The following is a 26969-nucleotide window of genomic DNA, read 5'->3' as shown; positions in this document are numbered from 1 at the left end:
ATGATATTATTCACGTATAGATAAAGATTATGGAGAATAAACAATGAAAAAAGATCTCACTTACTACATGAATCTTAATTATCCAACCGAATTTCAAAAAATTGTAGAAAACGATGGTGAAACTTACTATCGAGTAACTATTCCAAAATTACCCGGTTTAATCGCCTACGGTGATACTATCGATGAAGGCTTAGTCGAACTTGAAGAAGCTAAAAAAGCATGGTTTTCTTCTTGCATTAGGCGCAATGTAAAAATTCCTGAACCTGTTCAATAATAAAAAGTGTACTGCATCCCTCACTTCAAAAAGAGAGATCAGTACACTTTTTTACTTATCCTGCATAATCTTCTGGATCTCCTAAAATATTTGTTCATATTCATTTTTTAGCTGCATTCAATTTTCCTTAATTGCAATCCAGAGAAGAAAAAACCACCATCCTTAAACGTTTAGTTCAAAGATGGTGATTACAATTATGATTTCAAATTATCAACAAAGTCATCCATGTATTTAATTGAGCGATTAAGATCAGCACCAGAAAAACCATGTCTTGCATTTGGAATTTCTTTTAACGTTGCATTTCTAAAATTGTGCTGAGCCTGTCTAGAATATCTAATTGGAACTGTATCGTCAGCTTGTCCATGAACAATTAGAACTGGGCCATTAAACTTAGTCGCATCGTGTGTCAAATCCATATCAAAAAGTCCTCGGTAGTAAGCTTTGCCCACTGTTATACCGAAAATATCAGGTCTATTTGGCACCTGCGAATACGAACTATAACGAGCCTGAGCATCAGCAGTAATTGAAAATGCTGGATACATTAGAGCAAGTGCACCAATATGTCGGGGATGTCTTGAAGCTGTAAGAGCACTAACTGCTCCACCTTGACTAGCTCCGACTAACAATATGCCATTTTTCTGCACATTATTTCTCTTTCTCACTGCATTAATGATGGCTAAAACGTCCTTTTCTTCAGTAAAATAGACATTTGCGTCATATCGCGTCCCTTGCTGCGACCACTTAATGAGCCTCCTGGGAAATCATACGCATAAGCAAAGTAGCCACGACGTGCCAGATTCTGAGCATATGGCTTCATCTGTTCTTCGCTTTCGCCAAATCCGTGTGAAAGAATCGCGACTTTCATTTTGCCATGTGTTTTTTTAGGTTGGTAGATATGTCCATAGATCGTTTCTTTTCCATTTTTGATTTGCCAAACTTGGCTAGTTATTTTCGAAGCTCTATTAGAATTTTCGGTTTTAGATTCAGCAGTATTTGGATTGGAACAAGCAATAATAAGCAGGCTAATCAAAGCTACTAAAACACTCAATCGAATCTTTTTTATTTTAGGGGATAAATGTATTTTCAGATTAAACCCTCCATTTTTAGGTTAAAATTACTTCAAGTTTTCTTTGAAGAAGCTTTCAAACTTGTCAAAAGGAATCTTATCCATTTGATCGTACAAATCACAGTGGGTTGCACCAGGAACAACAACTAATTCTTTAGGATAAGTTAATCGCTTGTATGCAGCTTCTGCCATGTAACGTGAGTGGGCATTTTCACCAGTAACAATTAACTTAGGTGCTTTAATGCTTTCAATTCTTTGTTGTAATGGGAAGTTGTAGTAACCCCATGGAGAAACGGCATCCCAAGCAGTTGTAGAATTAATTGAACGTGGGTGGAAAGCACGTTCTACATAATAACCATAGAAGTCTTTAGCAATTGGATGCGCGTTTTCAGGTAATGAATCTGGCATTAACTTATCTTGATAGATAGGTTTGTTGTTTTCATCAAACATTAACTCATGTTGACCAGAAATTTGCTTACCTTCATCAACTTCCTTCCAGCGCATATCAGCAAGATATTGCTTTTCAATTTCACGTTGTTCTTCAGTCTTTTCTACGCCCATGCCATCCCACATTGAAGAAGACATATCATACATTACTGAAGTAGCAACAGCCTTAATACGAACATCAATTGAAGCTGCCGTCAAAACATGTGACCCAAGACCGCAAATACCAATTGCACCAATTCTTTCGCGATCAACGAACTTTTGCGTGCCTAAGAAGTCCACTGCTGCTGAGTAATCTTCAACGAAGATATCAGGTGAAGCAACATTACGCCGATTTCCGGAACTTTCACCAGTAGTTGACTGATCAAAAGCAAGAGTTACAAAGCCGCGTTCTGCTAAAGTTTGGGCATAAAGACCACTTGATTGTTCCTTAACTGCACCAAATGGACCTGAAATTGCAATTGCAGCATACTTCTTACCTTCTTCATAATTCTTTGGAAGATACAAGTGACCTGCTAAGATGAAGCCATATCTATTTTCAAATCTAACGTTTTGAACTTCGATTTCTGGATTAATTTTAAATACTCTAGTATCATTAGCTAATTTACTCATTTAAAATTCTCCTTTTACTACACTGCTTGTCCCGTTGGGCGAACAATAATTTCATTTACATCAGTATCATCAGGTGTATCAATTGCAAAATTCGCTCTATTTACCTCTTCATTATAAAATATCTCTTTAACTCTGTGAAATACTTAATAACTAATTTACAATATAGGTAAAAACTATATGAGGAGGCTAAGATGGAATTACGAGTTTTACGTTATTATTTAGAAGTTTGCAAAAAAAGAATATTACTAAAGCGGCTGAAGCATTGCATATTGCTCAACCATCCTTATCAACACAAATGAAAGAATTAGAAAAGGAATTAGGTGCTACACTATTCACTCGAGGCCGTAGACAAATCAGTTTAACCGAAACTGGATACTATTTACGTGACAAAGCTAAAGAAATGATCGCAATCGCTGATCAAACAGAAGAAAATATTCTAAGTTCTTCAATGGTAACTGGTACTTTAAAGATCGGCGCTGGTCAATCTTTTGCCATAGATCGAATTATGAAAGTTATTGCCAAAATTTCTGAAACTGAAAAAAATGTCAATTTTCAATTTGTAGATGGTAATGCAGATGAAATCGAAGCACAAATTAACGCAGGAACTTTAGATTTTGGTGTAATTATGGGAAATCGCCAACTTGAAAGTTTCAATAGTTTGATTTTGCCTGAAAGAAATGAATTTGTAGCAAGTTTTAGAGAAGATCATCCACTATCTTCTAAAGAAAAAGTTACACCAGAAGATTTGATTAATTATCCAATTATTATTTCTAGCCAAACTCTAGTAAATGATAAATTTCATACTTGGTGGGGTAATCTCTATAAAGAAATAAATGTGCTAGCCAAAAGCAACTTAGCATTTAACGCTTCGCTTTTAACCAGCAATACTAATGCCGTTCAAATTACTTATCAAAATCTAGTCGATAATCATAATTTACATTTAACTTCACGTCCGTTATCGCCTAAAGTCACCGATCCTAATGTAGTTATTTGGAAGAAAAATATCCATCAATCTAATTTAGCGACTTTATTCTTAAATGAACTTCGTAATTCATTGGATTAGGATATTCCTAATAAAACCAGAGCAGAAAAAATCACCATCCTTAAACGTTTAGTTCAAAGATGGTGAATTATTGTTAAAAACATAAGTAATACCTCGGACATTCAGCTATTTCTGCTGAGTGTCGTTTTTGTTTAATTGATCAGATACAAATAAATTAAAAATAATATTGTATTGTGCATCGGCCAATCCGTACATATCAATTTCTTCTTCACGAGTCATCCAATGATACGCATTAGAAAAATTTATATCATCATTTAAGTTAAACGACTTCTTGGGATCACAGTAAAAATATCCTTGATCAAGTAATTTTTGATAAACCTCATACACCTGTATTGTCCAAATTTTCATATTTATCTTTATTTATGACTCCCTTTAACATTAACTTGTAATCTTTTTAGTATTTTTACCTTTAGAATGCAAACTAATTAATAAAATGACAGTATAAAGAATCATATAAACTGCAAGAATAATATGAGCACCGTTGATCGCAGAAATATTACTCAAGCTAGACTGATGTTGAGAAAATCCAATAAAAGTGTCACTTAAATCTTGATTACTCATTAACAAAAGCATGCTGCCCCACATTACAAATTGCGAGGTCATCCCACCGATAGTCGCGTAATTGTAGTTAACGATAAAAGATAGATGATAGTTATTCGTTTGTTGCTCGTACTCTGAAGTTGTCATTTGGCGAACTTGACTTGCAAATGTACGAATCAAAAATACTCCTAAGAAATAAATAGGTAGCCAGAAAGTTAATAAAATTCCTATGATTGTAAAAATCAAGCTCAAAGACATTGGATCGATAGCAATGTGACTAAAAATAAATTTTGCAAATAGCGGTCCCAGGATCATTGCCAACAAGTAAATCACGACCACCCAGTAGTACAATTGCCTCCCGTACAAAACGCCAATGAAAATCGTGCTGTATATCGTCCAATATTGACCACAAACTCCGTAAAATATAGCTTTACCCCGAAAATTCGATGATACCCTTCTTTTTCTCTGCCAATTGGCAACTAACAAAAATGTCATCAATAATAAAAATATTCCGAGTAAAGCAATTCCCCAAGTTATTGCTTGTTTAATGCCAGTGCTTCGCGCAATTCTCATTGAAAGCATGGACAAGAAAAGCAGTATTCCAAGCAAATAGTTGAGCAAATTAAAATGTACTGGTCTAACTAACTTATAATTGCGATACTGGTAAGTGCATAGAGCCATAACATTTATTATTAGCATCAATAAAAAGTTAATAATTGATGATCTGAAGATTGCAATAACTGCCAGAATAGCAAAAACAACAAGCATTGATACCAAACGAGTTACAAGTTTGGTATTTTTCTTATCATTTTTTTCAATCTTCATTAATCGTTTATTTTGATTAACAGCTGTCGGAAAAAGTACTGATGCTAGGCCAATGCCAATACCAGAGATATCCCAGAAAATAGTATTTAGTACTCCAAATAATCCAAAAATTGACCCAAGTAAGCCAGAAAACAGACCAATTTTGCCTAGTGAAGGAAAATGGTGCTGCCAATCACGAAAAAGAAGTAGTCCTGCTCTTCTGAAGGCATAATAAACTGCAAAGGGTACAAAGTTCACAAATTGGCCATTATGTTGTGTAATCAGCATTGGATATATCAAAAATGGCAAAATATTAATTAATATACTGCAAATTCCAGCTATCTTATTCTTCATTGAGACTTCCTCCATCGTCTTTGCTGAAATTATACCACTGAATTTTCGAAGCTTGAGTTGTCATAAATATCGAGACAATAAAAAGTTAACCAAAACAGTTAGCTTTTTATCAATCGTTTATATCTAAAAAAACTAGTGACTTTTTCAGACTAGAAGGATTTTTGTGGATGTTTAGCAACAATTTCCGAATGCCGAGCTAATATCTCCGCTCCCTTTGATGTAAGTGAATAGCTACGTAAGTCGAAAAGCTTGGCTAGCTCACCTTCTGTATAATATTCAGCAATCATCTGGTCTAAATCGGCACGTTTCATCTTCGACAGTCCTTTAACCTGTTTTTGTTTCAAGAATTCCTTGGGTTTGCTAGCAGGCAAATGGCGCAATGATTCAAAAGCTGAATCAATCTTCACATATCCTTGATCGATCAACCAATGTAGTTCCTTTGACGCATCAATTCCATAAGTTGTGTAAAAGTACTTGTGATATGGTGACTGCGTCGTATATGTTCCAAAGTTAATTCGCCAAAGCATGATAATATGACCAGGTAATAAACCTTCTGCAGTGCGAATCATGTTCCGTTTAGGGATTGGCTTCTTTCTTAATTCTTCCTCATATTGAGGAGCAATGTATGGCATTTCGGCATGTTGAGCGTAAATTTGAGTTAATTCTTTCATGGCTGTCATTGTATCACATCAACTAAACCTCGACTAGTTTACAGAATCGATGGTAATGCCATATGAACATAGCTACTTTTATATGTGGATATGAGTACTGCTTTTTACCCAAAAACTTCAGCAGCCGCAACTACTTTTAACAAAGATTTATCTACTTTATCTCTTCCATATGCATCAATAAATCGTTCTCGATACTTATCAGTCTTCAAATTAAACCATAACGTCCAAATTCCCCAAAACAAGTCAATATGACGATCACCAACTCCACCATCGCCAACATCAATAAAGCCGGATAATTTCCAATCTTTAAGAATAATATTAGGTAAACAATAGTCTCCATGAAGCAGTACTTTACTTTGTAGAGCACTCTTTCCATTACTCAAAACTTCATAAGCCTCTTCAGCTGATCGATAGCCAAAACTATCTGGGAAGGCAGATTTATCATAATTTTCTGTACGATAATTTTCTTCTACTGTTGCTAAATATTCTGCTGTTCTATCCATGATAGGACAGTCAGTATAGTCTGTCTCATGTAATTTTCTCAATTCAGTTGCAAGAGTATCACACAATTGCGTCGGATTGTTGATATAGTCTTGATATATGCAATCCTCTCCCTCAACAGCCTTAGTCAAAAGCCAATCATAATCAGATGAAATATAATCTAAGACTTCAGCACCAATTTCTTTGGAATGAAAATAGCTTGTCATTTTTGCTTCTTTTTCAAGCTTTCGAGCATTCGCTTTTTTTAAATAGTACCCGTTGTCTTTATTAATGAAATATACTCTTGCTTCAGGCGATGACGAACTATCATAGATCTTAACACCAGTGACAAATTTTTTTATATTGTGTGGCATTTCAAAAGGAATTTGTTCTATCAAAGTTTTTTTCATTGTTTGTATCCTTCATCAACTTAGATTTATTATCGTTCCTAGATATTTGTATCAATTAAATATTTAAATTTTAAAAAAGTGTGCAAATTCAATTACGTAGAAAGAAAAATGCACACTTGCCCATTAGTATTTAAAGTTTATTAACTACTTAGGATATCTCTTTGATCTATTTTGTCCAGAAAATAATTGATCGTGTGATCCAACTCGAACGCCAACAGCTACTAACTCATTACGTTCCTTATACCAGATCACTAATACATCATTGGTATCATTTGACTGTTCACCATGAGGAGTATCGCGAACATGAAACTCTCGATATCCTGCTAAACGTCGCTTAAGTGGATGATCACCAAATTCCTCAGACAAAGATCCGTTCTCCAACAATTCATCAATTGCTGCCCGAACGTCATCAATAATAGTCTGATCAAGTCGACATAATCGTTTTAAATCAGCATTAAAAGTAGCACGGGGTCTAAATTGTAGTTTTGCCATTATTTAAATTGCCCCCAGTAATCATCATTGGATTCAACGATTGGATCATCTGGCAAAACATGGCGTTGAATTAATTGATCTCGAGCTACTGCATAGTCTAAAGAATCCTCCCTGACCTGCAATGCCTTTTCCATCCAATAAAGTTTTTCCTGAGAAAGTACCGCCACTGAACGGCTATTAGACCGAGCAACATAAACTACTTCATCATCGTCATTAACCTGATCTAAATATTTCTTAATGTGGGCTCTAAAATCACTTTGAGTTAATGCTAAAGTCATAGCCAGCACCTCCTTGTACTTAATATTGTACTTTATTACGTCAAATAATCAATATTTAAGCATTTAGTGAAAAGAAGATTCAATGAAAAAGTTCGGTTATGTTGTCTCAATCATTGTGCAGTCTAAGTTGAATCTTCAATTTGACTAATATATAAAGCTCATGTATACTAGCAAGCAACATAGCGAAAAAAGAATGACCATGTCATTGCGCGTATACCTTGGACAAGTAAGACTCCAAGCAGTTATGTTATCAAATTTAACTGCAAGGAGTCTTTTTATGTATTCAAATACAGAAAATGCATGGATTAACAATTTTTATCGTTTATTCGTTGGCCAAGGATTAGCAACAGTGATTTCAGCAACCGCTAATTACAGTCTTACTTTTTATCTAACAGCTGATTCAAAATCCGCCATAATACTAACTTTGTCGGAAATGATTTCTTTACTTCCGATCGCATTATTTTCACCTTTTGCCGGTGTACTAGCTGATCAAATCAGTAAAAAGAAAGTTCTTATTCTGTCCGATCTTATCAGCATAATCATAACTTTGCTTTTGTTCTTTAAAGCAAACATTAGCAATAACAGTTTAACTGTCACATTAATCTTAATCACTCAACTAGTGCGAGCAATTGCGATTAGTGTTCAAAATCCAACGATTCAGTCTTCAATTCCAGAACTAGTTCCTAAGGATAGACTATTAACGATCAATGGACAAAACAGTTCACTTCAAGCCCTAAATCAATTTCTTCCACCTATTTTGGGCGGAATTCTATATGGAATATTGCCAGTCGACAAGATACTTCTGTTATCGGCACTAGCAAACATAGTAGGTATCATTTCAGTAGCAATCACTCATTTCCATGAAGGAAAATCTAATAAAATTATTTTTAACCCCTTCTCAGAATTGAAAAAGGGAATAAAAATAATTCTATCCAAACCTATTTTATCCAAAGTTATTATCTATAAAGCAATCTCAGTTGCCATTATTACACCTTGTACAGCGCTCTATCCACTAATGACCAGTGAGCATTTTCATGGATCACTAAAATTCGATGCTCCATTAGTTGAAGTAGCAATTGCTCTGGGAATGGGACTAAGTGGCATTTGGATTGGCAAGCTAAACAATATTTCTCATAAGCTATTACCCACTGCTATTGGATTTGTAGGAATCGGTTGCGTCTTGCTTCTTTCCGGCTTGCTTCCTGGGAATCGGTTTGGTTTTACAATCTTTGTCGTCATTAATTTCTTAGCCGGATTCCAGCTTCCATTAATTGATGCGCCGATTCAGACGCTATTACAAAGTGAGGTTGCGCAAGACAACTTAGGTAAGGTTATCAGCTTGTACCTAATGGTAATCGGATTAGCTGGCCCTTTAGGCTTAGGAATAAGTGGTATTATATCTAACTCAATACCAACCTCTCTTCACTTTGTCATATCAGGGATACTATTAGTGGTTATGTTCGTAATCGGAATGTGTGATTCTGGTTTTAAAAATATTTAGTTTATGCGGTATTCAGCTATTTTGGCTGGGTGCCGTTTTCTATTTCATTATCAAATTCGCTAATAATGGCTGTTCTCAACTCACTAATTCTTCTAGCCGTTGACTGCCAGTTATACTTATCATGAGTTCGGTCGTAGTATGAATAGGTGTGTGCCTTATTAATATACGATAGGGCTGCAAAGAGATCTTTTTCAGTTCCAACCCCTCTATATAAGCACAATGACAATCGATAATAAATGTCCGACTTAATATCATCATCATTACTCCCCATATATCCCAACTGTGCTTCAGCTTGCTGATAATATTTATATGCTATCAAAGGTTGTTTTTCAACAAAATCGCCCCAATAATAAGCATCACCTACCTTGTACGAAGCATTTGCATTACCATCAATCGCAGCTAAATTGAAATAATAGAAGGCTTTTTCAGGGTCGCGATTTTCTGTCCGACCATAAGCATAAATGTACCCCAGATTACAAGCAGCTTGGGGATTCCCTAAATTTGCAGACTGTGTATAATATTTTTCTGCCTTTTTATAGTTACCTTGTCGATAAGCTCGAGCGCCGATATTAAGCAATTCATCAGCCTTGTTTGCCATTTCTTCTTCGTTCATTTTTTACTCTCCCTCGTATACCTTTTCATCTATTATACTCTGAGTACACATTTAACCCCGAATTTCCCGTTTTACATGCAACATTTCGGTAAAATCCAAGATAGCCATTTGTAGTTCTCCAGACAAAAAAATATGCACATTCCAATCTTTTCGAAAGGAATATGCACACTTTTAATTTGATTCGTGATTCTTCAATTTTTTAATAAATTCAAAAAGCCCCAAACGGTCTGTATCTGTTAGCCATTAACTATCCAATCATGAAAGTCTGGATGTTTTTTAGAATCATAATGCCCGTTCTCATCAATTTCAACGTCTTCTACTGGTATCTTTTTAATTAATTTATCCCAATCTAACAAAGTTGGTAACTTTTTAATATGAGTTTCGTTATCTTTAACTTCAATCATTCGTACTTACTTCGTAAGAACAACTACACTTTCTACATGCGGAGTCTGTGGGAACATATCTACAGGTGCTACTTCATCGAACTTGTAGCCCTTTTCCTTAAACAACTGCAAGTCCCTCACCTGCGTTGCTGGGTTACATGAAATATACACAATCTTCTTAGGACTAGTTTCAACAGCTGCATCAATAAATTCTGGCGTCAAACCTTTTCTAGGTGGATCAACGAAGATTACGTCGGTCTTCAGCCCTTCCTTAGCCCAGCGTGGCATGATTTCTTCAGCCTTACCAGTCACATACTGAGCATTATTGATTCCATTAAGCTTAGCATTAGCATTAGCGTCTTTAACCGCATCTTTGACAATTTCCATCCCGCGCACAGCCTTAACATGCTTGGCCACACTCAGACCAATTGTCCCAATTCCAGAATATGCATCGATCACCACATCACTTGGCTTCAGGTCAGCCTTTTCAATTGCCAAATTGTACAAGCGTGGTGTTTGCAAAGAGTTAATTTGGAAGAAACTTTGTGGAGAAATTCTAAACTTTACATCCCCAATCATATCAGTAATATGGTCCTCACCAAAGACAACATAATCCTTTTTACCCAAAATCACATTGGTCTTCTTAGGATTATGATTCAAAATAATGCTGGTAACGCCCTTAATTTGGCTAATTTCAGCGGCTACTTCAAGTAATTCAGGAAAATCACGGTGAAGACAAACCAAAATCACCATAATTTCGCCAGTTGCTTTACTGCGACGTACATCTAAATAACGAACTTCACCTTTATTATGAATTTCATCATATGCTGGAACCTTATATTTACGTAAAATGTCACACACAGCCACTAAAACTCGATCAATTTCAGGGTCGGTAGTGAAAAAATTAGTAAGTGGAACTAAATCATGTGAATGACGTCTAAAGAAGCCGATTTCAAGTTGTCCATTCACTTCTCTAACTGGAACTTGTGCCTTATTGCGGTAGCCAATTTCTTCAGGACTAGCCAAAGTTTCATCAACTTTCACATCATCCATATGAATCTTTTGAAGTAAGTTCACCACTTGATTACGTTTGAAATCTAATTGCTTTGCATACTTAATATGCGCTAAGCTTGCCAAGCCAGTTTGCACCCATTGGTTCAGCTTAACGTTAATTCGATCTGGACTTTCTTTAATAATCTTTTCAATCTTAGCGAAAGCAAAATTCTTCTTTACTTTAAGAATCTTAGCCTTCACAACTTCGCCAGGAAGAGCGTTATTAACGAAGATTGTCATCCCTTCGTAGTGAGCAACTCCCATTGCCTCGTAAGACAAGTCTGTTATTTCCAATTCAACAATTTGATTTTTTTGCATGTGATTTTTCCCTTTAAAAAATTTGACTTAATGGTTCATCGTATATACATTATTCTAAAGTTTTTTAAACTTTGTTTCTAACTTTGATTTTTATTTTCTCAACTCTTCCAAATACCGATTGGCTTCTTCACGTGAATGAAAAATGATGATCGTCTTATTATTTTGGTCTTTCAATAAAGCTAAAATATTAGGGCGACGAATTTTTCGAAAGTCTTTGATATATTGTTTGAACTCAGGATCGAATTCTTCTTCAACCCAAGGCATATCTGGTCGTTTTTTTCCGATTCGATTTTGCACACCGGACAAACAAGTTTCTGTAGAATAGTCCATAAAAAAAATAGTATCACATTTTTTTAAACGCATTGGCATTGTAGCTAGGTAGTTTCCATCCATAATCCAATTATGCTTTTCAGATATAGCTGCTTGAATTCTTTTTTCAAAGACAGTTTTTGAAACTGTAGTTTTATCACTATTCCAATTGAGCATATCTAAATGGATGATTGGTAAGTTAGTAATATTGTGCAATTTTCTAGCAAAAGTGCTTTTACCACTACCAGGACTACCAATTATCAATACTTTTTTCATTTTTCATCCTTTCTAAAAGCCTAGTGTATCAATCTTATCACACTTTTTCTGATCGGTTTAATATAAAAACTCTAATTTATTTTCATTAAAACTATTGACTTCATTTTTTAATATTGCTATCATAATGCACAACAAAAGCAATAAGTAGTCAATTCGTTCAGAGTTCAGAGAACTGGTGGCTAGTGTGAACCAGGCAGGCGGATATGATGAAATACACAGCTTTACTATTTTGTTCGGAAAACAATCAGAACCGTTATCATCTGTAAGAGTGTGAGTTCTTAGACTCATAATGTGGGTGGTACCACGGTTTTATAATCGTCCCGTTGACAATACTGTCAGCGGGATTTTTTATTTGGAGGAATTTTTTATGAAAAAGAAAGTCAGCTTCTCTGAAGCCATCATTATCTTAATTATTCTTTTGGCTATACTTGGCTTCTCAGTAATCAAATTTGGCCTATCTCCAGAAGTACCTGTGTTATTTACAGTGTGTTTTCTTACCTTCTGGGCCAAGTTACGCGGTGCTAGTTGGGAAGATATTCAAAATGGGATCAAAGAAGGGATCGGGGTTGCTATTATCCCAATCTTTATCTTTATCTTAATTGGAGCTTTAATCGGGCTTTGGATCAAAGGCGGAATCATCCCTTCCATCATGGTTCTGGGCTTCAAATTAATTAACGGGCAATTTTTCGTTCCATCTGTCTTCATTGTTTGTTCAATTATTGGTTCTGCCATCGGTTCAGGTTTCACTACTATTTCAACAGTTGGAATCGCCCTTTTTGGGATTGGTGTTTCTATGAACGCTAATCCAGCTTTAGTAGCAGGGGCAATTATTTCAGGAGCAGTATTCGGCGACAAAATGTCTCCACTTTCTGACTCAACTAATCTTTCTTCAGCAGTTGCTGAAAGTGAATTATTCGCTCACATTAAGAACATGATGTGGTCAACTATTCCAGCTTTCGTTATTTCATTCATCCTCTACTGGGTTCTTGGTAACAGCGGTTCAATGGACGTTTCCAAGATTGAACACACTAGTAGAATTTTGAGTCAAAACTTCTCAATTAGCTGGTGGGCAAGCTTACCAATTCTCTTGATGATCTTTTGTGCATGGCGTAAGATTCCTGCTATTCCAACTCTTTTCTTAAACATCGTTTTAACTTGCATCATGATCTTTATTCAAAGTCCAAACGAATCTATTCAAAGTATGACTGACTTAATTATGAATGGTTTCGTTGCTAAAACTTCTGATAAATCAGTTAATGCACTATTAACTCGTGGTGGTATTTCTAGCATGATGGGAACAGTTGCCCTAATCATCTCTACTCTTTCATTGGGTGGGATGCTTATGAAATTTAAAATTGTTCAAAGTGCTATGGATCCTCTTGTTAAGAAGCTTCACAAGCCTGGCAGCTTAATCACTGTCACAATTCTCTCTGGTATTGGAATTAACTTATTCGTTGGTGAGCAATACTTGTCAGTAATTTTACCAGGTCGCGCATTCAAAATTGCCTTTGATAAAATGGGCTTATCACCTTTAGCTTTAAGTAGAACACTTGAAGATGGTGGTAGTGTTATCAACTACTTAATTCCTTGGGGTGTTGCTGGATCTTTTGCCGCTTCAACTTTAGGCGTACCAGTGTTAACCTTCTTGCCTTTTGTTTTCTTTAGCCTTCTTTCACCAGTCTTCTCAATCCTTAGTGGATTTACTGGAATTGGACTTAAATGGGCAAATAATAACAAAAAATAATTATTTCTAAATATAAATCAAACCACTTGGATCCTTACTACTTTTGTGATATTTTTGATAGATAGATAAATGTAGAAAGGATCTTTTTTATGGATAATTTTTCATCTAATCCTGAACGTCGTCATGTTCAAGATATAAGCGCAATAAACAGATTTTTATCAAAAATGTATGGCGTGATGGCACTTGCTGTTCTTGTTTCTGCAGCGACTGCTTACTTAACAATGACCACATTCAGAAGCGCAATTATGGGGATGAACACCGCTACCATGTGGATCATCTTCTTAGCTCCAATTTTCCTCAGTATGGGAATTAGTTTTAAATCAATGAAGAATCCGGGTTTAGGATTTGCTTTCTTAATGATAATGGCGGTCATCTATGGCTTTGAGTTTGCAATGATTCTTGGCTTCTACACTGGAGCTCAAGTCACAACTGCCTTTCTCTCAGCGGCAGCAGTCTTCGTCGCTATGGCTGCATTCGGAACAATGACTAAGCGTAGCCTCAGCAATTGGGGAGCTTATCTTGGGGCTGCTTTAATCGGCTTCATGGTTGCTTGGATCGTAAACATGTTCTTGCGTAGCCCAGCTGTTACCTACATCTTCTCATTCATTGGTGTAATCATTTTCACTGGTTTGACTGCTTATGATGCACAAAACATGAAGAACCTTTACTCCAACATGGGGGATCAAGTTTCAGACAACGGTTTGGCAGTTATTGGTGCTTTGAACATGTACTTGGATTTCATCAACATTTTCATGTTCTTGCTTCAAATCTTTGGTATGAGCGACAACCGCAACTAATTTGATTATAACTACTTAAAAAGACTTCCGAAAAAATCGGAAGTCTTTTTTTACATTATATGCTTATTAAACCATGGAATGTGCGCTACGAAATACATGATGACTGCTGAAACAATGAAAATCACAATTGTAGCCAGCGGCACTGCAATAAAAGTATTAGGGATATAAGCAAACCAATTCAGCTGATTTGCTAAGATTCTAACGAAGATAAAATGAACTAAATAAATCCCAAAGGTTAAATTAGATAATAAGAGCAAGAATTTATCGGCACCGGCATGTTTTTCCCAGTTAATCCTCTCACCTAGTTCTCTAATCCCGACAAAGATGCCGCAACTAGCCATTGCGACTGGCACACTCATGTACTGATACCAAGGCAGAATTGGCTTATTGTATTTTAAAGAGAAGTAAGTGGTGAATGCCCAGCCACCTGCTAGACCAATTAAGCCTAATAGATAAATGGTCATTCTAGCTTTTTTAGAAAAGCGAGCTTGATGTAAATAATATCCAGCCACAAAATACGTTGAAAACTGTAAAGTAAATCTGAAATAGATATGATTGGTCAATTTTTCTAGATTCACAACTAGTAATTGCACTACAAGCGGCCAATCAAGATGTTTAGCTAATGCATGATAAGTTGAATAAAACGTTGGTAGTAAAATCGAAAAGATCAGGGCTAAAACCAAATAATACTTCATTAGTTTTTGATCGCTAACGATTTTTCTTAAAAAAGGAACTATCAAATATAAGCCAACAATCATTGGTAAGAACCACAAATGAGAATAACCTCTAATGATTTGTTTGATAAGTGTTCTCAGTGTATATTGCTCAAACAGCAAAGTATAAAAAGCATAGAAAAGATCCCAAAAGATAAAAGCAGTTATAATCCTGACAATATTTTTCTTAAATATCCGATGCATATCAACCTGCCGACTAGGATCTAGAAACAGTACTCCAGAAATCATTACAAACACTGGTACACTGAATCTTGAAATACTATCCCAAAAGTTCACACCCATCCATGAAACTGTATGAAGATTTTTGGCATAGAAAGGTTGCTGACTCGACACGTGAATAATAATTACACCAAATATGGCTAGGATTCTTAAGATGTCTAAATAATGAATTCGTTTCTTTTGCATACAATACCTATGAATTAAATTTTATTTATGTCTTTTTCTATCTTATTCGACTTGGCCTAATTGGATAAACGAATGAAAGAATTGGGACCACTAGATATAGAATCATTGCTATTCGTGGACTATAGAACGATAAGCTAATTAGAATCACGTTCGAAAGTAATGTAACTATTACCCTTCTAACAAAAGAACGACTAATAAAGATTTCCATAATCTTCGAGTTACCATTCAACGTTTGTTTTGTTCCTACATATTGAATCAGATATTCAAATATTTTTGCAATCAGGAACACCACACCATAATTAGCGACGGCAAAAGTTGACGGCTCTTCCATAATCCATTTAGTCATTACAGGTAAAAGTGCTAAATCCGCTAAGAAAATAAAGTCAACAATTGCCGTTGCTTTACGCGGTTTTAAAATATAATAAGCATAAATCAAATGAAGATCATACCAAAAGTCGGCAATTATGAAGAATGTGATTAAGAATATCGAAATACTTACTAAAAATCGATCATAATGTACTTCATGAAGAGCTGGCTGAATTTCTAAAACAATAATCGTAATAATAATTGCTAGAACCCCGTCATTAAAGGTTTGAAGATGCTCTCGCAAACTTCTGGATTCATTTTGTTCAGCCTCACGAAGTCGCTGTTTGATTACATTTAATTCTTCAATTTCATCTTTTGAAAAGTTACGTCTCCCTCTTCGGAAATCATTTTCTTTATGTTTACGTTTCCTCATAACTTTCTCCCACACAAAAATAGAGTTTGATCACAAAAATCAAACCCTATTTTACTATTTCTTTTATTTATCCACCAACATAAAATTCAATATGTTGTTGCAAATTATTGAAGGTTACTGGACAATAACCACCAATTTCACCATCAAGGTTAACTGGTAATTCTTCACCTTCACTCTTACCAATTAGCTCTGCCTTCAAACTGCGCGTCTTAGTATAAATAATGTTAGGATCATCAACGTGCTTGCCATTCAAAGCTAAAGCCATTAGCTTCAACAAATTACCAGGATCAGATGGTTTAACAACGATTAATTGGAACAAACCATCACTTAATTCAGCGTCTGGCATGATTCTTTCGAATCCACCAATTGAATTAGTCATCCCTAGCAAGAACATTGAAAGCTTACCTTCATAAACACCGTCATCATAAGTCAGACGCATTTCGTTTTCACTTAAATGAGGCAACATTTCTGCTCCCTTGATTAAGTAGGCAGCATAGCCAAGAGCTGACTTGATACTTGAATCAACGCCATAAGTAAGTTCAGTAAGCGAACCACTGGCAGCAATATTGACAAAGTATTGCTGCTTATCATCGAATTTTGCTTCGCCAATATCCATCTTACGAGTTTTATTTTTTAGGATTATCTTTGCAGCATCCAAAATACTGTCACGAGGAATACCTAAAGCACGAGCATAGTCATTAGTTGTCCCAGCTGGAATAATAGCCATCTTAGGTCTTTCCTCTAAGAATGCCAAACCATTAACTACTTCATTAATTGTGCCATCGCCACCAGCAGCAACAATTAGGTCAAAACCTGCTTTTGCTGCTCGGGTAGCCTCATTTTGAGCACTCATTTCTTCGGGTGTTGTTCTAAAAGCACTGGCTTCATACCCTGCTTGTTCAAGAACGTTCAAAATATCGGCCACATTTTTTGGCATTTGCTCGTGACCGGATACAGGATTATAAATTAATCTTGCTTTACTAGTCATAATTACTACCTGGTTCTTCTACTAAATTTAACGACTTGCTAATTCTTGGTTCAAAAGCTTGTTGACAACCTTAGGGTTAGCCTTACCACGAGTTTGCTTCATGATTTGACCAACTAAGAAACCAATTGCACGATCCTTACCATTCTTGAAGTCTTCAACAGATTGAGGGTTATCATCAACAACCTTCTTAACCATTGGTTCCAAAACTGACAAGTCTGATAATTGAACCATACCTTTTTCTTCAACGTACTTCTTAGGATCAGTACCATTTTCAATAGTTTCAGCAAAGACCTTCTTAGCAATCTTAGATGAAATAGTACCATCTTGAATCAACTCGATCATTGCAGCGAGGTGCTTTGGCGTCAACTTAACATCAGCTAATGATACACGATTATCGTTCAAGTAACCATTAACTTGAGTGTTCATCCAGTTAGCAGCAAGAGTTGGATCTGCACCTGCAGCTACGGCTGCATCGAAGAAGTCTGAACTTTCTTTAGTTTGAAGCAAGACATTTGCATCGTAAGGCTTAATACCAAACTTGTTTACATAGTCATCGTAGCGTTCATATGCTGACTTAGGAAGAGTCTTAGCAATTTCATCAATCCATTCTTGGCTGATGTGATCTGGAGCAATATCAGGTTCAGGGAAGTAGCGGTAATCTGCTGCACCTTCCTTAACACGTTCAAGTACAGTTTTACCAGTTGCTTCATCGAAGCGACGAGTTGAAACTTGAATCTTACCACCTGACAAAAGAACTTGTTCTTGACGCTTTTGTTCATAAGCAAGTGAACGACGAACGTGATCAAATGAGTTCAAGTTCTTCATTTCAACCTTAGTACCAAGTTCTTTTTGGCCTGCAGGACGGATCGAAATGTTGGTATCAACACGCATTGAACCTTCTTCCATCTTAACGTCTGAAGCACCAGTAAATTGAACAATCTTACGTAACTTTTCAAGGTATGCGTAAGCTTCTTCTGGAGTTTCCATATTAGGTTCAGAAACAACTTCAAGAAGTGGAACACCTTGACGGTTCAAGTCAACATATGAGAAACCGTTAGTTCCGTGAGTGTTCTTACCAGCATCTTCTTCGATGTGCATTTCGTGAATACCGATACGCTTCTTCTTACCGTTAACTTCTACTTCAATATAGCCGTCACGAGCAAGTGGTTGGAAGAACTGAGTAATCTGGTATGCCTTAGGGTTATCTGGGTAGAAGTAGTTCTTACGGTCAAAGTGAGTAGTTGGCAAAACATGTGAATTAGTTGCCAAAGCTACCATAATACCTAAGCGGTAAACGTCCTTGTTAACCATTGGCAAGACACCAGGCATAGCCCAATCGATCACGTTAGTTTCAGTGTTAGGCTTTGCACCATAAGTTACTGGTGAAGGTGAGAAAATCTTGCTCTTAGTCTTTAATTCGAAGTGGACTTCTAGTCCGATAGTCGATTTAAAATTCATTCAATTAATCCTCCATTCCAGTTGGTGTTTTTTCATAAAACTTGTTTGAGCGTTCAATGAAGTCAGCAATTCTGAAGATATTTCCTTCATCAAAGCGCTTAGCCATGATTTGTAAGCCGACAGGCATACCATCAACTAAACCAGCTGGAACACTAGCTGCTGGAATACCAGCCAAGTTTGCAGAAATAGTCAAGATATCGTTGTTGTACATCTTGATTGGGTCTGAAATTTCTTCACCAATACCAAAGGCAGGTTCAGTAGTAGTTGGCCCTACGATAACATCGTTTTCTGCAAAGATCTTGTCGAAGTCGTCGCAAATCAAGGTTCTAACCTTAGCAGCTTGTCTGAAGAACTTATCGTATGAACCAGCTGAAAGGGCAAATGAACCAAGCATGATACGACGCTTAACTTCTGTACCAAAACCTTCTGAACGAGATTTTACGTAAACATCAAGTAAGTTCTTAGTATCCTTTGCACGGTAGCCGTAACGAATACCATCGTATCTTTGTAAGTTTGATGAAGCTTCGCTTGAAGCAATAATGTAGTAGTCAGGAACAACGTACTTAGTGTGTGGCAATGAAACTTCGTTAATAATTGCGCCAGCTTCTTTCAAAGTATCAATTTGCTTTTGAATTACTTCGCGCATTTCACCGCTAACTGCGTCCATGTATTCCTTAGGAACAGCTACGCGAAGACCCTTAACGTCTTGACCAATAAACTTGGTAAAATCAGGAACTTCACGAGGAGAAACAGTAGAATCATGTTCATCCCCACCAGCAATAACGTTCAAGACTTCTGCTGAATCCTTAACGCGCTTAGTCATTACACCGATTTGGTCAAGTGAAGAACCAAATGCGATAAGACCCCAACGTGATACACGGCCGTAAGTTGGCTTAATACCAAAAATACCGTTGAATGCTGCTGGTTGTCTGATTGAACCACCAGTATCTGAACCAAGAGCTGCTACAACTTGACCACTTGCAACTGAAGCTGCAGAACCACCAGATGAACCACCTGGAACCTTGTCTAAGTTCCATGGATTATGAGTAGCACCAAAGTAAGAGTGTTCAGTAGATGAACCCATTGCGAATTCGTCCATGTTAGTCTTACCTACGAAAGTTACTTGTGCATCTTTCAATTTGGTAATTACACTAGCATCATACATTGGCATAAAGTTATCCAAAATATGACTTGCTGCAGTAGTTTTCATACCGTTAGTAACAATGTTGTCCTTGATAGCAATTGGAATACCAGCTAACTTGTTCTTAGCAAAGTCAAGGTTTTCAGCTGGCTTTGCATTATCATCAACAGTAATCCAAGCATTTAACTTCTTGTCAGTTTCTTTAATATTAGCAACAGTATCCTTAGCTAATTGATCTGCTGAAATTTCACCACTGGCAAGTTTTTTATTTAATGAGTCAATAGTTTCGTTTAAGTAATTCATTACTCGTTATCGTCCTTCTCAATAATTACAGGAACCTTAATGAAGCCGTTTGCCTTTTCTGGTACGTTTTCCATCAAAGTTTCGCGATCTTGACCTTCCCAGTGTTCTGGCTTGTCTTCTCTAAAGACAGTATCACGATCAACTACTTGCACAGTTTCGTCAACGCCTTCAGTATCAACTTCTTGCAATTGACTAGCCATGTTAATAATGTCACCCATTTGTTCAGTAAACTTACCGATTTCGTCGTCGCTGAATTCAAGTCTTGAAAGTTCAGCTACGTGCTTAACCGTATCTTCAGTAATTTTCACTCAAATACCTCCTATTCGCCGCCATAGATGTGAACTTGGTAGTCACTATCTGCTGATTCCTTGGCTACTAATGCTTGTACATCATCAACTGAGCCAATTTTAATTTCAATGGCTGCATCCTTTGATAAATATTTCTTAGCTTGCGACAAAACTAAACGAGTGAAACTTTGAATTTGTTCATAACCGTAAAATAGTGTCGTAATCGAAATATTTTCTTGTACAAGCTTACCACTTTCATAACGCAAAGTTCCTGATACTCCACTAATTGTAGGAAAGTAATTTTGAATAGCTGTCTTAAAGCTATTAAAACTTGATGCACCACTACTATTTACAGCTTTAGCGTTACCAACTGTCGGTAAAACCTGGGTTTTAACCGAAACAGATTTCCATTTAGATATTTTACTACTATTAGGGCTCGCTGTCCCATAAGCAAAATAACTTCCTCCAACTAATGAGTCTTTAGAAGTCTTTGAAAACAATCCGACTGTAATCGGAACATTTTTCAAAGCTTTTCGCTTACGGAGGCGCGCAATAATAGTATTGGCCATTTTAATTCCTTCGCTTCTTTGCGTTGAGCGAGAAATAGATTTTTGATATTGTGGACCATCTTTAACTTTTTGATAATAATCCACAGAATTCATGGCCAAGCCTAAACTAATTCCGCCTAAGCGATAATTAGAACCAGAACCAGTTAAATAATCTTGTTCCTGAATTTCTTCAAGATAGTATGGAATGTAGTTTTTCTTTGTTCCTGCAGCTGGATTCAAACCGGTTGGATTTGACTTAGACTTTCGGGCAAGCCAATCTGTAACTGTTGCAGCTTTTAGATATTGGCCTTCTTGGAAAGTGTAAGAATTAGTGGAATAAACATTCTTGGAAATTTGAACCAAACCACGTTCAAGTTCACGTGTATCAACGGAATTATCATTGTTAGTTGCTGTTAAACCTGAAATAGGACTTGTTCGATATACCCCATTTTTTAGTAAAACATTATAACCATTTCGACCTGTATTAGTAGTCTGGTTTGTCTTTCTTCGACCGCTTTCAGTGGTTGTAGCGTTATTAGCTAAACTTGAATTTTTCAAGTTACCACATGCACTCAATGTTAGAGCAACTCCAGCTAACATTAATATCTGCAAATATTTTTTCACAATAGATGTCCCTTTATTTGATTTGTTCAATTGCTTCTTCTTCTGTTAAGAGAGCTACGCCAAGATTTTGAGCTTTAGTAAATTTAGAGCCCGCATCTTTACCATAGATGACGTAATCAGTCTTTTTAGAAACTGAACCGGTTACTTTTGCACCAAGAGATTGCAATTTTTCAGAAAACTTACTTCTTGTATAATGCTCCAATTTTCCTGTGAGCACAACCGTTTTTCCTTTGAAGAAATTATCTGCAATCTCTTCTGATGAATCAGCACCTAAATATTCAGTGTTAAGACCACTTTCTTTTATCTCTTCGATCAACTTTTGCACTTCAGGTTGAGCGAAGTATGTCGTCATTGATTCAGCAATTGTCGTACCTATTGTATCGATAGATGCAATATCTTGCACGTCTGCAACCATAATCTTATCCAGATTTTTAAACTTTTGACTAATTAAAAGAGCAGCCTTACTACCAACATGGTCAATTCCTAAACCTGTTAATAATAATTCAACCGAATTTCTCTTAGAATTATCAATCGCTGTTAACAAGTTGGTTATTGATTTTTCTTTAAAGTGATCTAATTCAGCTAAGGCATCTGGAGTTAGGTGATATAAATCTGCCACATTGTGAACCAAATCATTATCAATTAATTGTTTAACAATCTTAGGTCCTAAGCCTGCAATATTCATCGCAGTTCTTGAAGCAAAGTGAATAATTCCTTCTTCAATCTGTGCTGGACAAGATGGATTAATGCAGCGAAGTGCCACCTCATCACGCAAGTGAACCAACTTTTGTCCACAAGATGGGCAAGTTGTTGGAATTTCGTAAGGTACTGAATCAGCTGGTCGCTTACTTAAAACAACTTCAGAAATTTCAGGGATAATATCGCCAGCCTTGTGCAACTTAACTGTATCACCAATCCGCACATCTTTTTGCTTAAGTAAATCAGGATTATGTAGAACTGCTCTAGAAACTGTAGTACCAGCTAATTGTACTGGATCCATTACTGCAGTTGGTGTAACTACACCGGTTCTACCAACAGTCCATTCAATTTCACGGACAATAGTTTCTTGCTCTTCTGGTGGAAACTTATAGGCAATTTCCCAACGAGGAACCTTTACTGTATTTCCTAGTTCTTGTTGAATAGTTAAATCATCAACTTTTAAAACAATTCCATCAATGCCATAAGTCAAACTATCTCTTTTAGTAGTATATTCATCAATAAAAGCAAAAATTTCATCAAGTGTCGATAACTTGCGACAAGTTTCATTAGTGTGAAAACCTAACTTGTGCATTTCCTCAATCGCTTGATATTGACTAGTGATATACTCTGGTGGATTTACCCAAGTATAGATAAAAGTGCTAAGTTGTCTTTTCTTCGTGATTTTAGCATCGAGCTGGCGAAGTGAACCTGCTGCCGCGTTTCTTGGATTAGCAAAGACTTCTTGTCCTTTTTCATCGCGCTCTTGGTTAAGTTTAGCAAAAGCCTCCTTACCCATATAACACTCACCACGTACTTCTATAGTTAACGGCTCAGGTAGAGTTTGCGGAATATCACTGATATAACGTGCATTGTTAGTCACATCTTCACCCACACTACCATTACCACGAGTTGAGGCACGAACCAAACGGCCATTTTCATATTCAAGGGATAAAGATAAACCATCGATTTTTAATTCCACATTGTATTCCACAGGATGACCTACTAATTTTTGTATTCTTTGGTCAAATTCACGTAGTTCATCTTTTGAAAAAACATCCCCCATTGAAAGCATCGGGATTGCGTGTTCAACCTTAGTGAATTCATTGTCAATTTGGCCACCGACTCTTTGGGTAATTGAATCTGGAGTCACTAATTTGGGAAAAGCTTTTTCTAGTTCTAGTAAGCGATTATATTTTTGATCATAAACGTTATCTTCAACTTCAGGCGCATCTTTTGAATAATAGGCTTCCGCCCATTCATCTAGCTGCTTTCTAAGCTCAGCAACTTCTTTTTGCGCTTCATCAAGAGTTATTTCTACCATTTTTTTCTCCTGACTAAATCAAATATAGTTAAATTATACCTTTTTAATTGGTGCAAAGGCAGCAAGAAGACGTTTTGCACCGACTTTTGCAAAAGCAATATCTAATTCCTTATCTTCGCCTTCACCACTAACCTTGGTAACAACTCCAAGTCCCCAAGCTTTGTGTTCAACTTGGTCACCAACATGCCAGCCTTTCTTTTCGGCACCAACAGCTCCAGAAGCCTTCTTAGCAGTTGTGTAAACTTGCGCACGTGCTCGTTCATCTGCCTTAGCAAACGGTGCAGCTTGTGCCTGGTAATTTCCACCAATAAAAGCATTGCCGCTTACGCCAGCTGAATTTTCGATATCCAAGTCCTTTTGATCAATTTCATCAAGAAAACGTGATGACGGATTATTCTGCGTACGGCCATACATCATTCTTGAGTAAGCATTAGTCAAATACAACTTTTCTTTAGCACGAGTAATTCCTACATATGCCAGACGACGTTCTTCCTCTAATTGACTTTCATCCATCATACTTCTAGACAGTGGGAATAATCCATCTTCCATCCCAATTAGGAATACTACTGGGAATTCTAGCCCCTTTGCAGCATGGAGTGTCATTAAAGTTACTTGATTGTCATCATTATCGATATCATCTTGATCACTCAATAGTGAAACTTCAGCTAAAAAGTCGCTCAATTGGTTTGAATCATCATCTTCTGGTTCATAATGATCATCAAATCTCTTAGTTACAGATAAGAATTCGTCTAAGTTTTCTAAGCGAGTATCTGCTTCAATGGTATGTTCAGCTTTAAGTGTTGAAGTATAATCAAAATCTTCTAAAATCTTTTCAGTTAAGCCAGTTACACTATTATTCTGTGCATAAGCAATTGCATCATGCAATTTAACCGCAAAATCCTTTAATTTAGCAGCGGCTCTCGTGGAAATAGTGGACTGATCAACATTATCCATTGCTTCTAAAGCATTAATTTGCTTTTCATCTGCAAAAGCTAACAGCTTATCCACAGTTGCTGCACCGATTCCTCGCTTAGGAGTGTTGATAATTCTGTTCAAACTCATCGTGTCAGCCGGGTTAGCGATCAACTTTAAGTAACTCATGATATCCTTAATTTCTTTTCGGTCATAGAATTTGTGACCACCAACAATTTGATAAGGGATATTTGACTTAACGAAAGCTTCTTCGACCGTACGTGATTGGGCATTAGTTCTATACAAAACAGCAAAATCTTTGTACTTACGCTTATCCTTATCCACTTCTTCTTTAACTTTAGAAATAATAAAGTGCGCTTCGTCATCGCCGCTTTGAGCCTTGTAATAAGTGATCTTTTGCCCGTCACCTTGATCAGTCCACAAGTTCTTAGCTTTACGGTTTTGATTGTTCTTAATGACTGAGTTTGCTGCTGACAAAATGTGCCCGGTTGAACGATAATTTTGTTCCAATTTAACAGTTTGAACACCATCTTTTTTGTAGTCTTCCTCAAAATTCATGATGTTCTCCATATTGGCGCCTCGCCAGCCGTAAATTGACTGGTCAGCATCCCCAACCACACAAATATTTTTATATTGAGCAGCTAATGCGTGTGTTAATTCATATTGTGCTTGGTTAGTATCCTGATATTCGTCAACCAAGATGTAGCGGAACTTATTTTGATAATAGTGTAGAGTGGCTGGATCTTTTTTGAATAAAACCAAAGTCTGCATGATCAAATCATCAAAGTCCATAATTTCATCACGTTTAAGACGGCGTTGATACTCTTCATAAACCTTAGCTGTCATCTTCTCAAAAGGTGAAGAAGCACTCATTGCAAAAGCTTCTGGAGTAAGTAAGTCATTCTTACCATTGGAAATCGCCGATAAAATTGCACGTGGATCATACATTTTAGGATTGATATTCAAGTCTTTTTCAATATGCTTCACTAAAGTTAATTGCTCAGCTGAATCAGCAATTGAAAAATTGTGGCTGTAGTCAATTTTATCAGCATCTCTACGCAAAATTCGTACACATAATGCGTGGAAAGTTGACATCCAAATACTCTCTGCAGCAGGACCTAAAAGTTTTTGCTCACGCTCGCGCATTTCACTAGCAGCCTTATTCGTGAAGGTAATTGCCAAAATGCTCCAAGGAGCAACATTATGTTCTTCAACCAGATAAGCAATTCGACGTGTTAAAACCGAGGTCTTGCCTGATCCAGCACCAGCAACAACCAAAAGTGGCCCTTCAGTTGTTTCAACAGCTTGTTTTTGTTGTGGATTTAAACCAGCTAAAATTGATTCTTTGCTCATGTTAATTCCCTTCACAATTTAAATTTAAGAAAAATATGCCTTACCATTATAGCAAATTAAAAGAGCTTGAACAAATGTTCTAAACTCTTTTTAAAATTATTTATCGTATTGATCTAAATTGTACTGGTTAATCAAACTGATTAACTTTGAAGCATAATTGGGATCGGTTGCGTAACCATCAGTCACTAAAGCTTTAGCCTGAGTCTTATAATCTTTTGCAGCCAAAACGTGTTTGTATTGCTTAGCATTCCAAGTTGTACCATTTTGAAACAGTCTAGCATGTGCTCTAATTGAAGCCTCATAAGAATCATAAATTTGAAACCGTGCCTTTACCGTTTTCCACTTACCGTTAGTGTATTCTTTTGTCGTCATTACAGCAGAAGTGTTTGGATTAGAACTCTTAACCCCAAATAAGTTGTTGTATTTCTGTGCCAAATCACTTTGCCCATAATCACTTTCAAGACAAGCTTGAGCAATTGTAATACTTGGAAGAAGGTCGAATGATTTATCAACTTCACGAGCAATTGGCCCAATTTTTTTGATAAATGCGCGCCGTTGACGCATTAGTTTTTCTTGTTCCTGTTGACGCTGCAATTGTGCTTGGCGAATTTGTTCAGACTGCATTGCCTGTCTGCGATAATATCTGAAACTGACAAAAGCTACTAATAAAAGAAATAAAATTAAAAAGGTTCTTAAGATGACTACCGCGGCCTTTGAAATGCGGCGTTTTTTGCTTTTTCTAGCCATATAAACTTCCTGTTTCGTTATTCAACATCATTCTCATTAGACTTTATTATATTATGATTACGTGCTTTTTTGTATAAAAAAAGAAGCCGCTCAACAGCGACTTCTTTTTGGTGCGGGCGAGAAGACTCGAACTTCCACGATCTAAAGCGATCACAAGATCCTTAGTCTTGCGCGTCTGCCATTCCGCCACGCCCGCGGCACTTAAAT

Annotated in this window: 28 protein-coding genes and 1 tRNA gene; 5 read left to right on the top strand and 24 right to left on the bottom strand. The window is 36.6% G+C overall.

Annotated features, from left to right (window positions below):
* Positions 1–43: 43 nt before the first annotated feature.
* On the top strand, positions 44–274 hold the full coding sequence (locus FC46_RS00335) for a type II toxin-antitoxin system HicB family antitoxin (RefSeq protein ID WP_083477992.1): 231 nt from the start codon (positions 44–46) through the stop codon (positions 272–274).
* A gap of 194 nt (positions 275–468) precedes the next feature.
* Here FC46_RS00335 and FC46_RS00330 read toward each other — a convergent pair whose 3' ends face one another.
* The 3 genes from FC46_RS00330 to FC46_RS00320 all read right to left on the bottom strand — a co-directional run bounded on the left by FC46_RS00330 (position 469) and on the right by FC46_RS00320 (position 2396).
* Positions 469–945, bottom strand: a complete 477-nt coding sequence (locus FC46_RS00330) for an alpha/beta hydrolase family protein (RefSeq protein ID WP_236702282.1) — start codon at positions 943–945, stop codon at positions 469–471.
* A 5-nt stretch (positions 946–950) separates the two neighbouring features.
* Complete coding sequence (locus FC46_RS00325) at positions 951–1322, bottom strand: alpha/beta hydrolase family protein (RefSeq protein ID WP_057797048.1); 372 nt, start codon at positions 1320–1322, stop codon at positions 951–953.
* 66 nt (positions 1323–1388) lie between these two features.
* Complete coding sequence (locus FC46_RS00320; protein ID WP_057797047.1) at positions 1389–2396, bottom strand: alpha/beta hydrolase; 1008 nt, start codon at positions 2394–2396, stop codon at positions 1389–1391.
* A 226-nt stretch (positions 2397–2622) separates the two neighbouring features.
* Between FC46_RS00320 and FC46_RS00315 the strand changes: the two genes are divergently transcribed.
* Positions 2623–3459 carry a LysR family transcriptional regulator gene (locus FC46_RS00315; protein ID WP_057797046.1) on the top strand — a complete coding sequence of 279 codons (837 nt, stop codon included), beginning with the start codon at positions 2623–2625 and terminating at the stop codon, positions 3457–3459.
* 105 nt (positions 3460–3564) lie between these two features.
* On the opposite strand, the gene FC46_RS00310 is transcribed toward FC46_RS00315, so the two are convergent.
* From FC46_RS00310 to FC46_RS00285, 6 genes are all read right to left on the bottom strand, one after another.
* Positions 3565–3807: a hypothetical protein gene (locus FC46_RS00310; protein ID WP_057797045.1), complete on the bottom strand. Its 243-nt coding sequence runs from the start codon at positions 3805–3807 to the stop codon at positions 3565–3567.
* Positions 3808–3837: 30 nt separating this feature from the next.
* On the bottom strand, positions 3838–5157 hold the full coding sequence (locus FC46_RS00305) for a hypothetical protein (protein ID WP_057797044.1): 1320 nt from the start codon (positions 5155–5157) through the stop codon (positions 3838–3840).
* A 149-nt stretch (positions 5158–5306) separates the two neighbouring features.
* Positions 5307–5828, bottom strand: a complete 522-nt coding sequence (locus FC46_RS00300; RefSeq protein ID WP_057797131.1) for a hypothetical protein — start codon at positions 5826–5828, stop codon at positions 5307–5309.
* Between the two features lie 104 nt (positions 5829–5932).
* Entirely contained in the window at positions 5933–6718 is a 786-nt protein-coding gene (locus FC46_RS00295) for an aminoglycoside 3'-phosphotransferase (protein ID WP_057797043.1), read from the bottom strand.
* A gap of 144 nt (positions 6719–6862) precedes the next feature.
* Positions 6863–7210 (bottom strand): type II toxin-antitoxin system YafQ family toxin, encoded by a 348-nt coding sequence (locus FC46_RS00290; RefSeq protein ID WP_057797042.1) that lies wholly within the window; start codon positions 7208–7210, stop codon positions 6863–6865.
* Positions 7210–7488, bottom strand: a complete 279-nt coding sequence (locus tag FC46_RS00285) for a type II toxin-antitoxin system Phd/YefM family antitoxin (protein ID WP_057797041.1) — start codon at positions 7486–7488, stop codon at positions 7210–7212. The genes FC46_RS00290 and FC46_RS00285 overlap by 1 nt, the downstream gene beginning before the upstream one ends.
* 277 nt (positions 7489–7765) lie before the next feature.
* Between FC46_RS00285 and FC46_RS00280 the strand changes: the two genes are divergently transcribed.
* Positions 7766–8989, top strand: coding sequence for an MFS transporter (locus FC46_RS00280; RefSeq protein ID WP_057797130.1), 1224 nt, complete (start codon positions 7766–7768; stop codon positions 8987–8989).
* A 16-nt stretch (positions 8990–9005) separates the two neighbouring features.
* Here FC46_RS00280 and FC46_RS00275 read toward each other — a convergent pair whose 3' ends face one another.
* The 4 genes from FC46_RS00275 to FC46_RS00260 all read right to left on the bottom strand — a co-directional run bounded on the left by FC46_RS00275 (position 9006) and on the right by FC46_RS00260 (position 11941).
* The gene (locus FC46_RS00275) at positions 9006–9602 is read right to left on the bottom strand and encodes a tetratricopeptide repeat protein (RefSeq protein ID WP_057797040.1); all 597 of its coding nucleotides are present in this window, start codon (positions 9600–9602) and stop codon (positions 9006–9008) included.
* Positions 9603–9838: 236 nt separating this feature from the next.
* The gene (locus FC46_RS00270) at positions 9839–10006 is read right to left on the bottom strand and encodes a hypothetical protein (RefSeq protein ID WP_057797039.1); all 168 of its coding nucleotides are present in this window, start codon (positions 10004–10006) and stop codon (positions 9839–9841) included.
* A gap of 6 nt (positions 10007–10012) precedes the next feature.
* Positions 10013–11356, bottom strand: coding sequence for a 23S rRNA (uracil(1939)-C(5))-methyltransferase RlmD (gene rlmD, locus FC46_RS00265; RefSeq protein ID WP_057797038.1), 1344 nt, complete (start codon positions 11354–11356; stop codon positions 10013–10015).
* A 90-nt stretch (positions 11357–11446) separates the two neighbouring features.
* Positions 11447–11941: a P-loop NTPase family protein gene (locus FC46_RS00260; RefSeq protein WP_057797037.1), complete on the bottom strand. Its 495-nt coding sequence runs from the start codon at positions 11939–11941 to the stop codon at positions 11447–11449.
* Positions 11942–12308: 367 nt separating this feature from the next.
* On the opposite strand from FC46_RS00260, the gene nhaC reads away from it, so the two are divergent.
* Both nhaC and FC46_RS00250 read left to right on the top strand, forming a co-directional pair.
* Positions 12309–13685 carry a Na+/H+ antiporter NhaC gene (gene nhaC / locus FC46_RS00255; RefSeq protein WP_057797036.1) on the top strand — a complete coding sequence of 459 codons (1377 nt, stop codon included), beginning with the start codon at positions 12309–12311 and terminating at the stop codon, positions 13683–13685.
* Positions 13686–13774: 89 nt separating this feature from the next.
* A complete protein-coding gene (locus tag FC46_RS00250; RefSeq protein ID WP_057797035.1) occupies positions 13775–14482 on the top strand; it encodes a Bax inhibitor-1/YccA family protein in 708 nt (235 codons plus the stop codon).
* Between the two features lie 50 nt (positions 14483–14532).
* Here FC46_RS00250 and FC46_RS00245 read toward each other — a convergent pair whose 3' ends face one another.
* The 11 genes from FC46_RS00245 to FC46_RS00195 form a co-directional block, all read right to left on the bottom strand.
* Positions 14533–15621: an acyltransferase gene (locus FC46_RS00245; RefSeq protein WP_057797034.1), complete on the bottom strand. Its 1089-nt coding sequence runs from the start codon at positions 15619–15621 to the stop codon at positions 14533–14535.
* A gap of 37 nt (positions 15622–15658) precedes the next feature.
* Positions 15659–16360: a TMEM175 family protein gene (locus FC46_RS00240; RefSeq protein WP_057797033.1), complete on the bottom strand. Its 702-nt coding sequence runs from the start codon at positions 16358–16360 to the stop codon at positions 15659–15661.
* Between the two features lie 67 nt (positions 16361–16427).
* Positions 16428–17348, bottom strand: a complete 921-nt coding sequence (locus FC46_RS00235; RefSeq protein WP_057797032.1) for a diacylglycerol kinase family lipid kinase — start codon at positions 17346–17348, stop codon at positions 16428–16430.
* Between the two features lie 27 nt (positions 17349–17375).
* Complete coding sequence (gene gatB / locus FC46_RS00230; protein WP_057797031.1) at positions 17376–18806, bottom strand: Asp-tRNA(Asn)/Glu-tRNA(Gln) amidotransferase subunit GatB; 1431 nt, start codon at positions 18804–18806, stop codon at positions 17376–17378.
* A 4-nt stretch (positions 18807–18810) separates the two neighbouring features.
* Positions 18811–20250, bottom strand: a complete 1440-nt coding sequence (gatA, locus tag FC46_RS00225) for an Asp-tRNA(Asn)/Glu-tRNA(Gln) amidotransferase subunit GatA (RefSeq protein WP_057797030.1) — start codon at positions 20248–20250, stop codon at positions 18811–18813.
* Positions 20250–20558, bottom strand: coding sequence for an Asp-tRNA(Asn)/Glu-tRNA(Gln) amidotransferase subunit GatC (gene gatC / locus FC46_RS00220; protein ID WP_057797029.1), 309 nt, complete (start codon positions 20556–20558; stop codon positions 20250–20252). Before gatC ends, gatA begins: the two co-directional genes overlap by 1 nt.
* Positions 20559–20569: 11 nt before the next feature.
* Positions 20570–21709, bottom strand: coding sequence for a CamS family sex pheromone protein (locus tag FC46_RS00215; protein ID WP_057797129.1), 1140 nt, complete (start codon positions 21707–21709; stop codon positions 20570–20572).
* Between the two features lie 13 nt (positions 21710–21722).
* Positions 21723–23729, bottom strand: coding sequence for an NAD-dependent DNA ligase LigA (ligA, locus tag FC46_RS00210; protein WP_057797028.1), 2007 nt, complete (start codon positions 23727–23729; stop codon positions 21723–21725).
* Positions 23730–23762: 33 nt separating this feature from the next.
* Positions 23763–26015 carry a DNA helicase PcrA gene (pcrA, locus tag FC46_RS00205; protein ID WP_057797027.1) on the bottom strand — a complete coding sequence of 751 codons (2253 nt, stop codon included), beginning with the start codon at positions 26013–26015 and terminating at the stop codon, positions 23763–23765.
* A gap of 96 nt (positions 26016–26111) precedes the next feature.
* Positions 26112–26762 carry a glycoside hydrolase family 73 protein gene (locus FC46_RS00200; RefSeq protein ID WP_057797026.1) on the bottom strand — a complete coding sequence of 217 codons (651 nt, stop codon included), beginning with the start codon at positions 26760–26762 and terminating at the stop codon, positions 26112–26114.
* A 108-nt stretch (positions 26763–26870) separates the two neighbouring features.
* Positions 26871–26958, bottom strand: a tRNA-Leu gene (locus FC46_RS00195).
* Between the last annotated feature and the right edge of the window lie 11 nt (positions 26959–26969).

The organism is Lactobacillus kalixensis DSM 16043 (assembly GCF_001434335.1).
In the GTDB taxonomy this organism is placed as follows: Bacteria; Bacillota; Bacilli; order Lactobacillales; family Lactobacillaceae; genus Lactobacillus; species Lactobacillus kalixensis.
The sequence above is the reverse complement of the archived record's forward strand: the minus strand, read 5'-3'. Positions and strand labels throughout refer to the sequence as shown.

What these genes read in the sequence shown, in the direction of transcription:
- FC46_RS00335 (WP_083477992.1), top strand. Translation starts at nt 44, where the DNA reads ATGAAAAAAGATCTCACTTACTACATGAATCTTAATTATCCAACCGAA.
- FC46_RS00320 (WP_057797047.1), bottom strand. Translation starts at nt 2,396, where the DNA reads ATGAGTAAATTAGCTAATGATACTAGAGTATTTAAAATTAATCCAGAA.
- FC46_RS00310 (WP_057797045.1), bottom strand. Translation starts at nt 3,807, where the DNA reads ATGAAAATTTGGACAATACAGGTGTATGAGGTTTATCAAAAATTACTT.
- FC46_RS00305 (WP_057797044.1), bottom strand. Translation starts at nt 5,157, where the DNA reads ATGAAGAATAAGATAGCTGGAATTTGCAGTATATTAATTAATATTTTG.
- FC46_RS00300 (WP_057797131.1), bottom strand. Translation starts at nt 5,828, where the DNA reads ATGAAAGAATTAACTCAAATTTACGCTCAACATGCCGAAATGCCATAC.
- FC46_RS00295 (WP_057797043.1), bottom strand. Translation starts at nt 6,718, where the DNA reads ATGAAAAAAACTTTGATAGAACAAATTCCTTTTGAAATGCCACACAAT.
- FC46_RS00290 (WP_057797042.1), bottom strand. Translation starts at nt 7,210, where the DNA reads ATGGCAAAACTACAATTTAGACCCCGTGCTACTTTTAATGCTGATTTA.
- FC46_RS00285 (WP_057797041.1), bottom strand. Translation starts at nt 7,488, where the DNA reads ATGACTTTAGCATTAACTCAAAGTGATTTTAGAGCCCACATTAAGAAA.
- FC46_RS00280 (WP_057797130.1), top strand. Translation starts at nt 7,766, where the DNA reads ATGTATTCAAATACAGAAAATGCATGGATTAACAATTTTTATCGTTTA.
- FC46_RS00275 (WP_057797040.1), bottom strand. Translation starts at nt 9,602, where the DNA reads ATGAACGAAGAAGAAATGGCAAACAAGGCTGATGAATTGCTTAATATC.
- FC46_RS00270 (WP_057797039.1), bottom strand. Translation starts at nt 10,006, where the DNA reads ATGATTGAAGTTAAAGATAACGAAACTCATATTAAAAAGTTACCAACT.
- rlmD (WP_057797038.1), bottom strand. Translation starts at nt 11,356, where the DNA reads ATGCAAAAAAATCAAATTGTTGAATTGGAAATAACAGACTTGTCTTAC.
- FC46_RS00260 (WP_057797037.1), bottom strand. Translation starts at nt 11,941, where the DNA reads ATGAAAAAAGTATTGATAATTGGTAGTCCTGGTAGTGGTAAAAGCACT.
- nhaC (WP_057797036.1), top strand. Translation starts at nt 12,309, where the DNA reads ATGAAAAAGAAAGTCAGCTTCTCTGAAGCCATCATTATCTTAATTATT.
- FC46_RS00250 (WP_057797035.1), top strand. Translation starts at nt 13,775, where the DNA reads ATGGATAATTTTTCATCTAATCCTGAACGTCGTCATGTTCAAGATATA.
- FC46_RS00245 (WP_057797034.1), bottom strand. Translation starts at nt 15,621, where the DNA reads ATGCAAAAGAAACGAATTCATTATTTAGACATCTTAAGAATCCTAGCC.
- FC46_RS00240 (WP_057797033.1), bottom strand. Translation starts at nt 16,360, where the DNA reads ATGAGGAAACGTAAACATAAAGAAAATGATTTCCGAAGAGGGAGACGT.
- FC46_RS00235 (WP_057797032.1), bottom strand. Translation starts at nt 17,348, where the DNA reads ATGACTAGTAAAGCAAGATTAATTTATAATCCTGTATCCGGTCACGAG.
- gatB (WP_057797031.1), bottom strand. Translation starts at nt 18,806, where the DNA reads ATGAATTTTAAATCGACTATCGGACTAGAAGTCCACTTCGAATTAAAG.
- gatA (WP_057797030.1), bottom strand. Translation starts at nt 20,250, where the DNA reads ATGAATTACTTAAACGAAACTATTGACTCATTAAATAAAAAACTTGCC.
- ligA (WP_057797028.1), bottom strand. Translation starts at nt 23,729, where the DNA reads ATGGTAGAAATAACTCTTGATGAAGCGCAAAAAGAAGTTGCTGAGCTT.
- pcrA (WP_057797027.1), bottom strand. Translation starts at nt 26,015, where the DNA reads ATGAGCAAAGAATCAATTTTAGCTGGTTTAAATCCACAACAAAAACAA.
- FC46_RS00200 (WP_057797026.1), bottom strand. Translation starts at nt 26,762, where the DNA reads ATGGCTAGAAAAAGCAAAAAACGCCGCATTTCAAAGGCCGCGGTAGTC.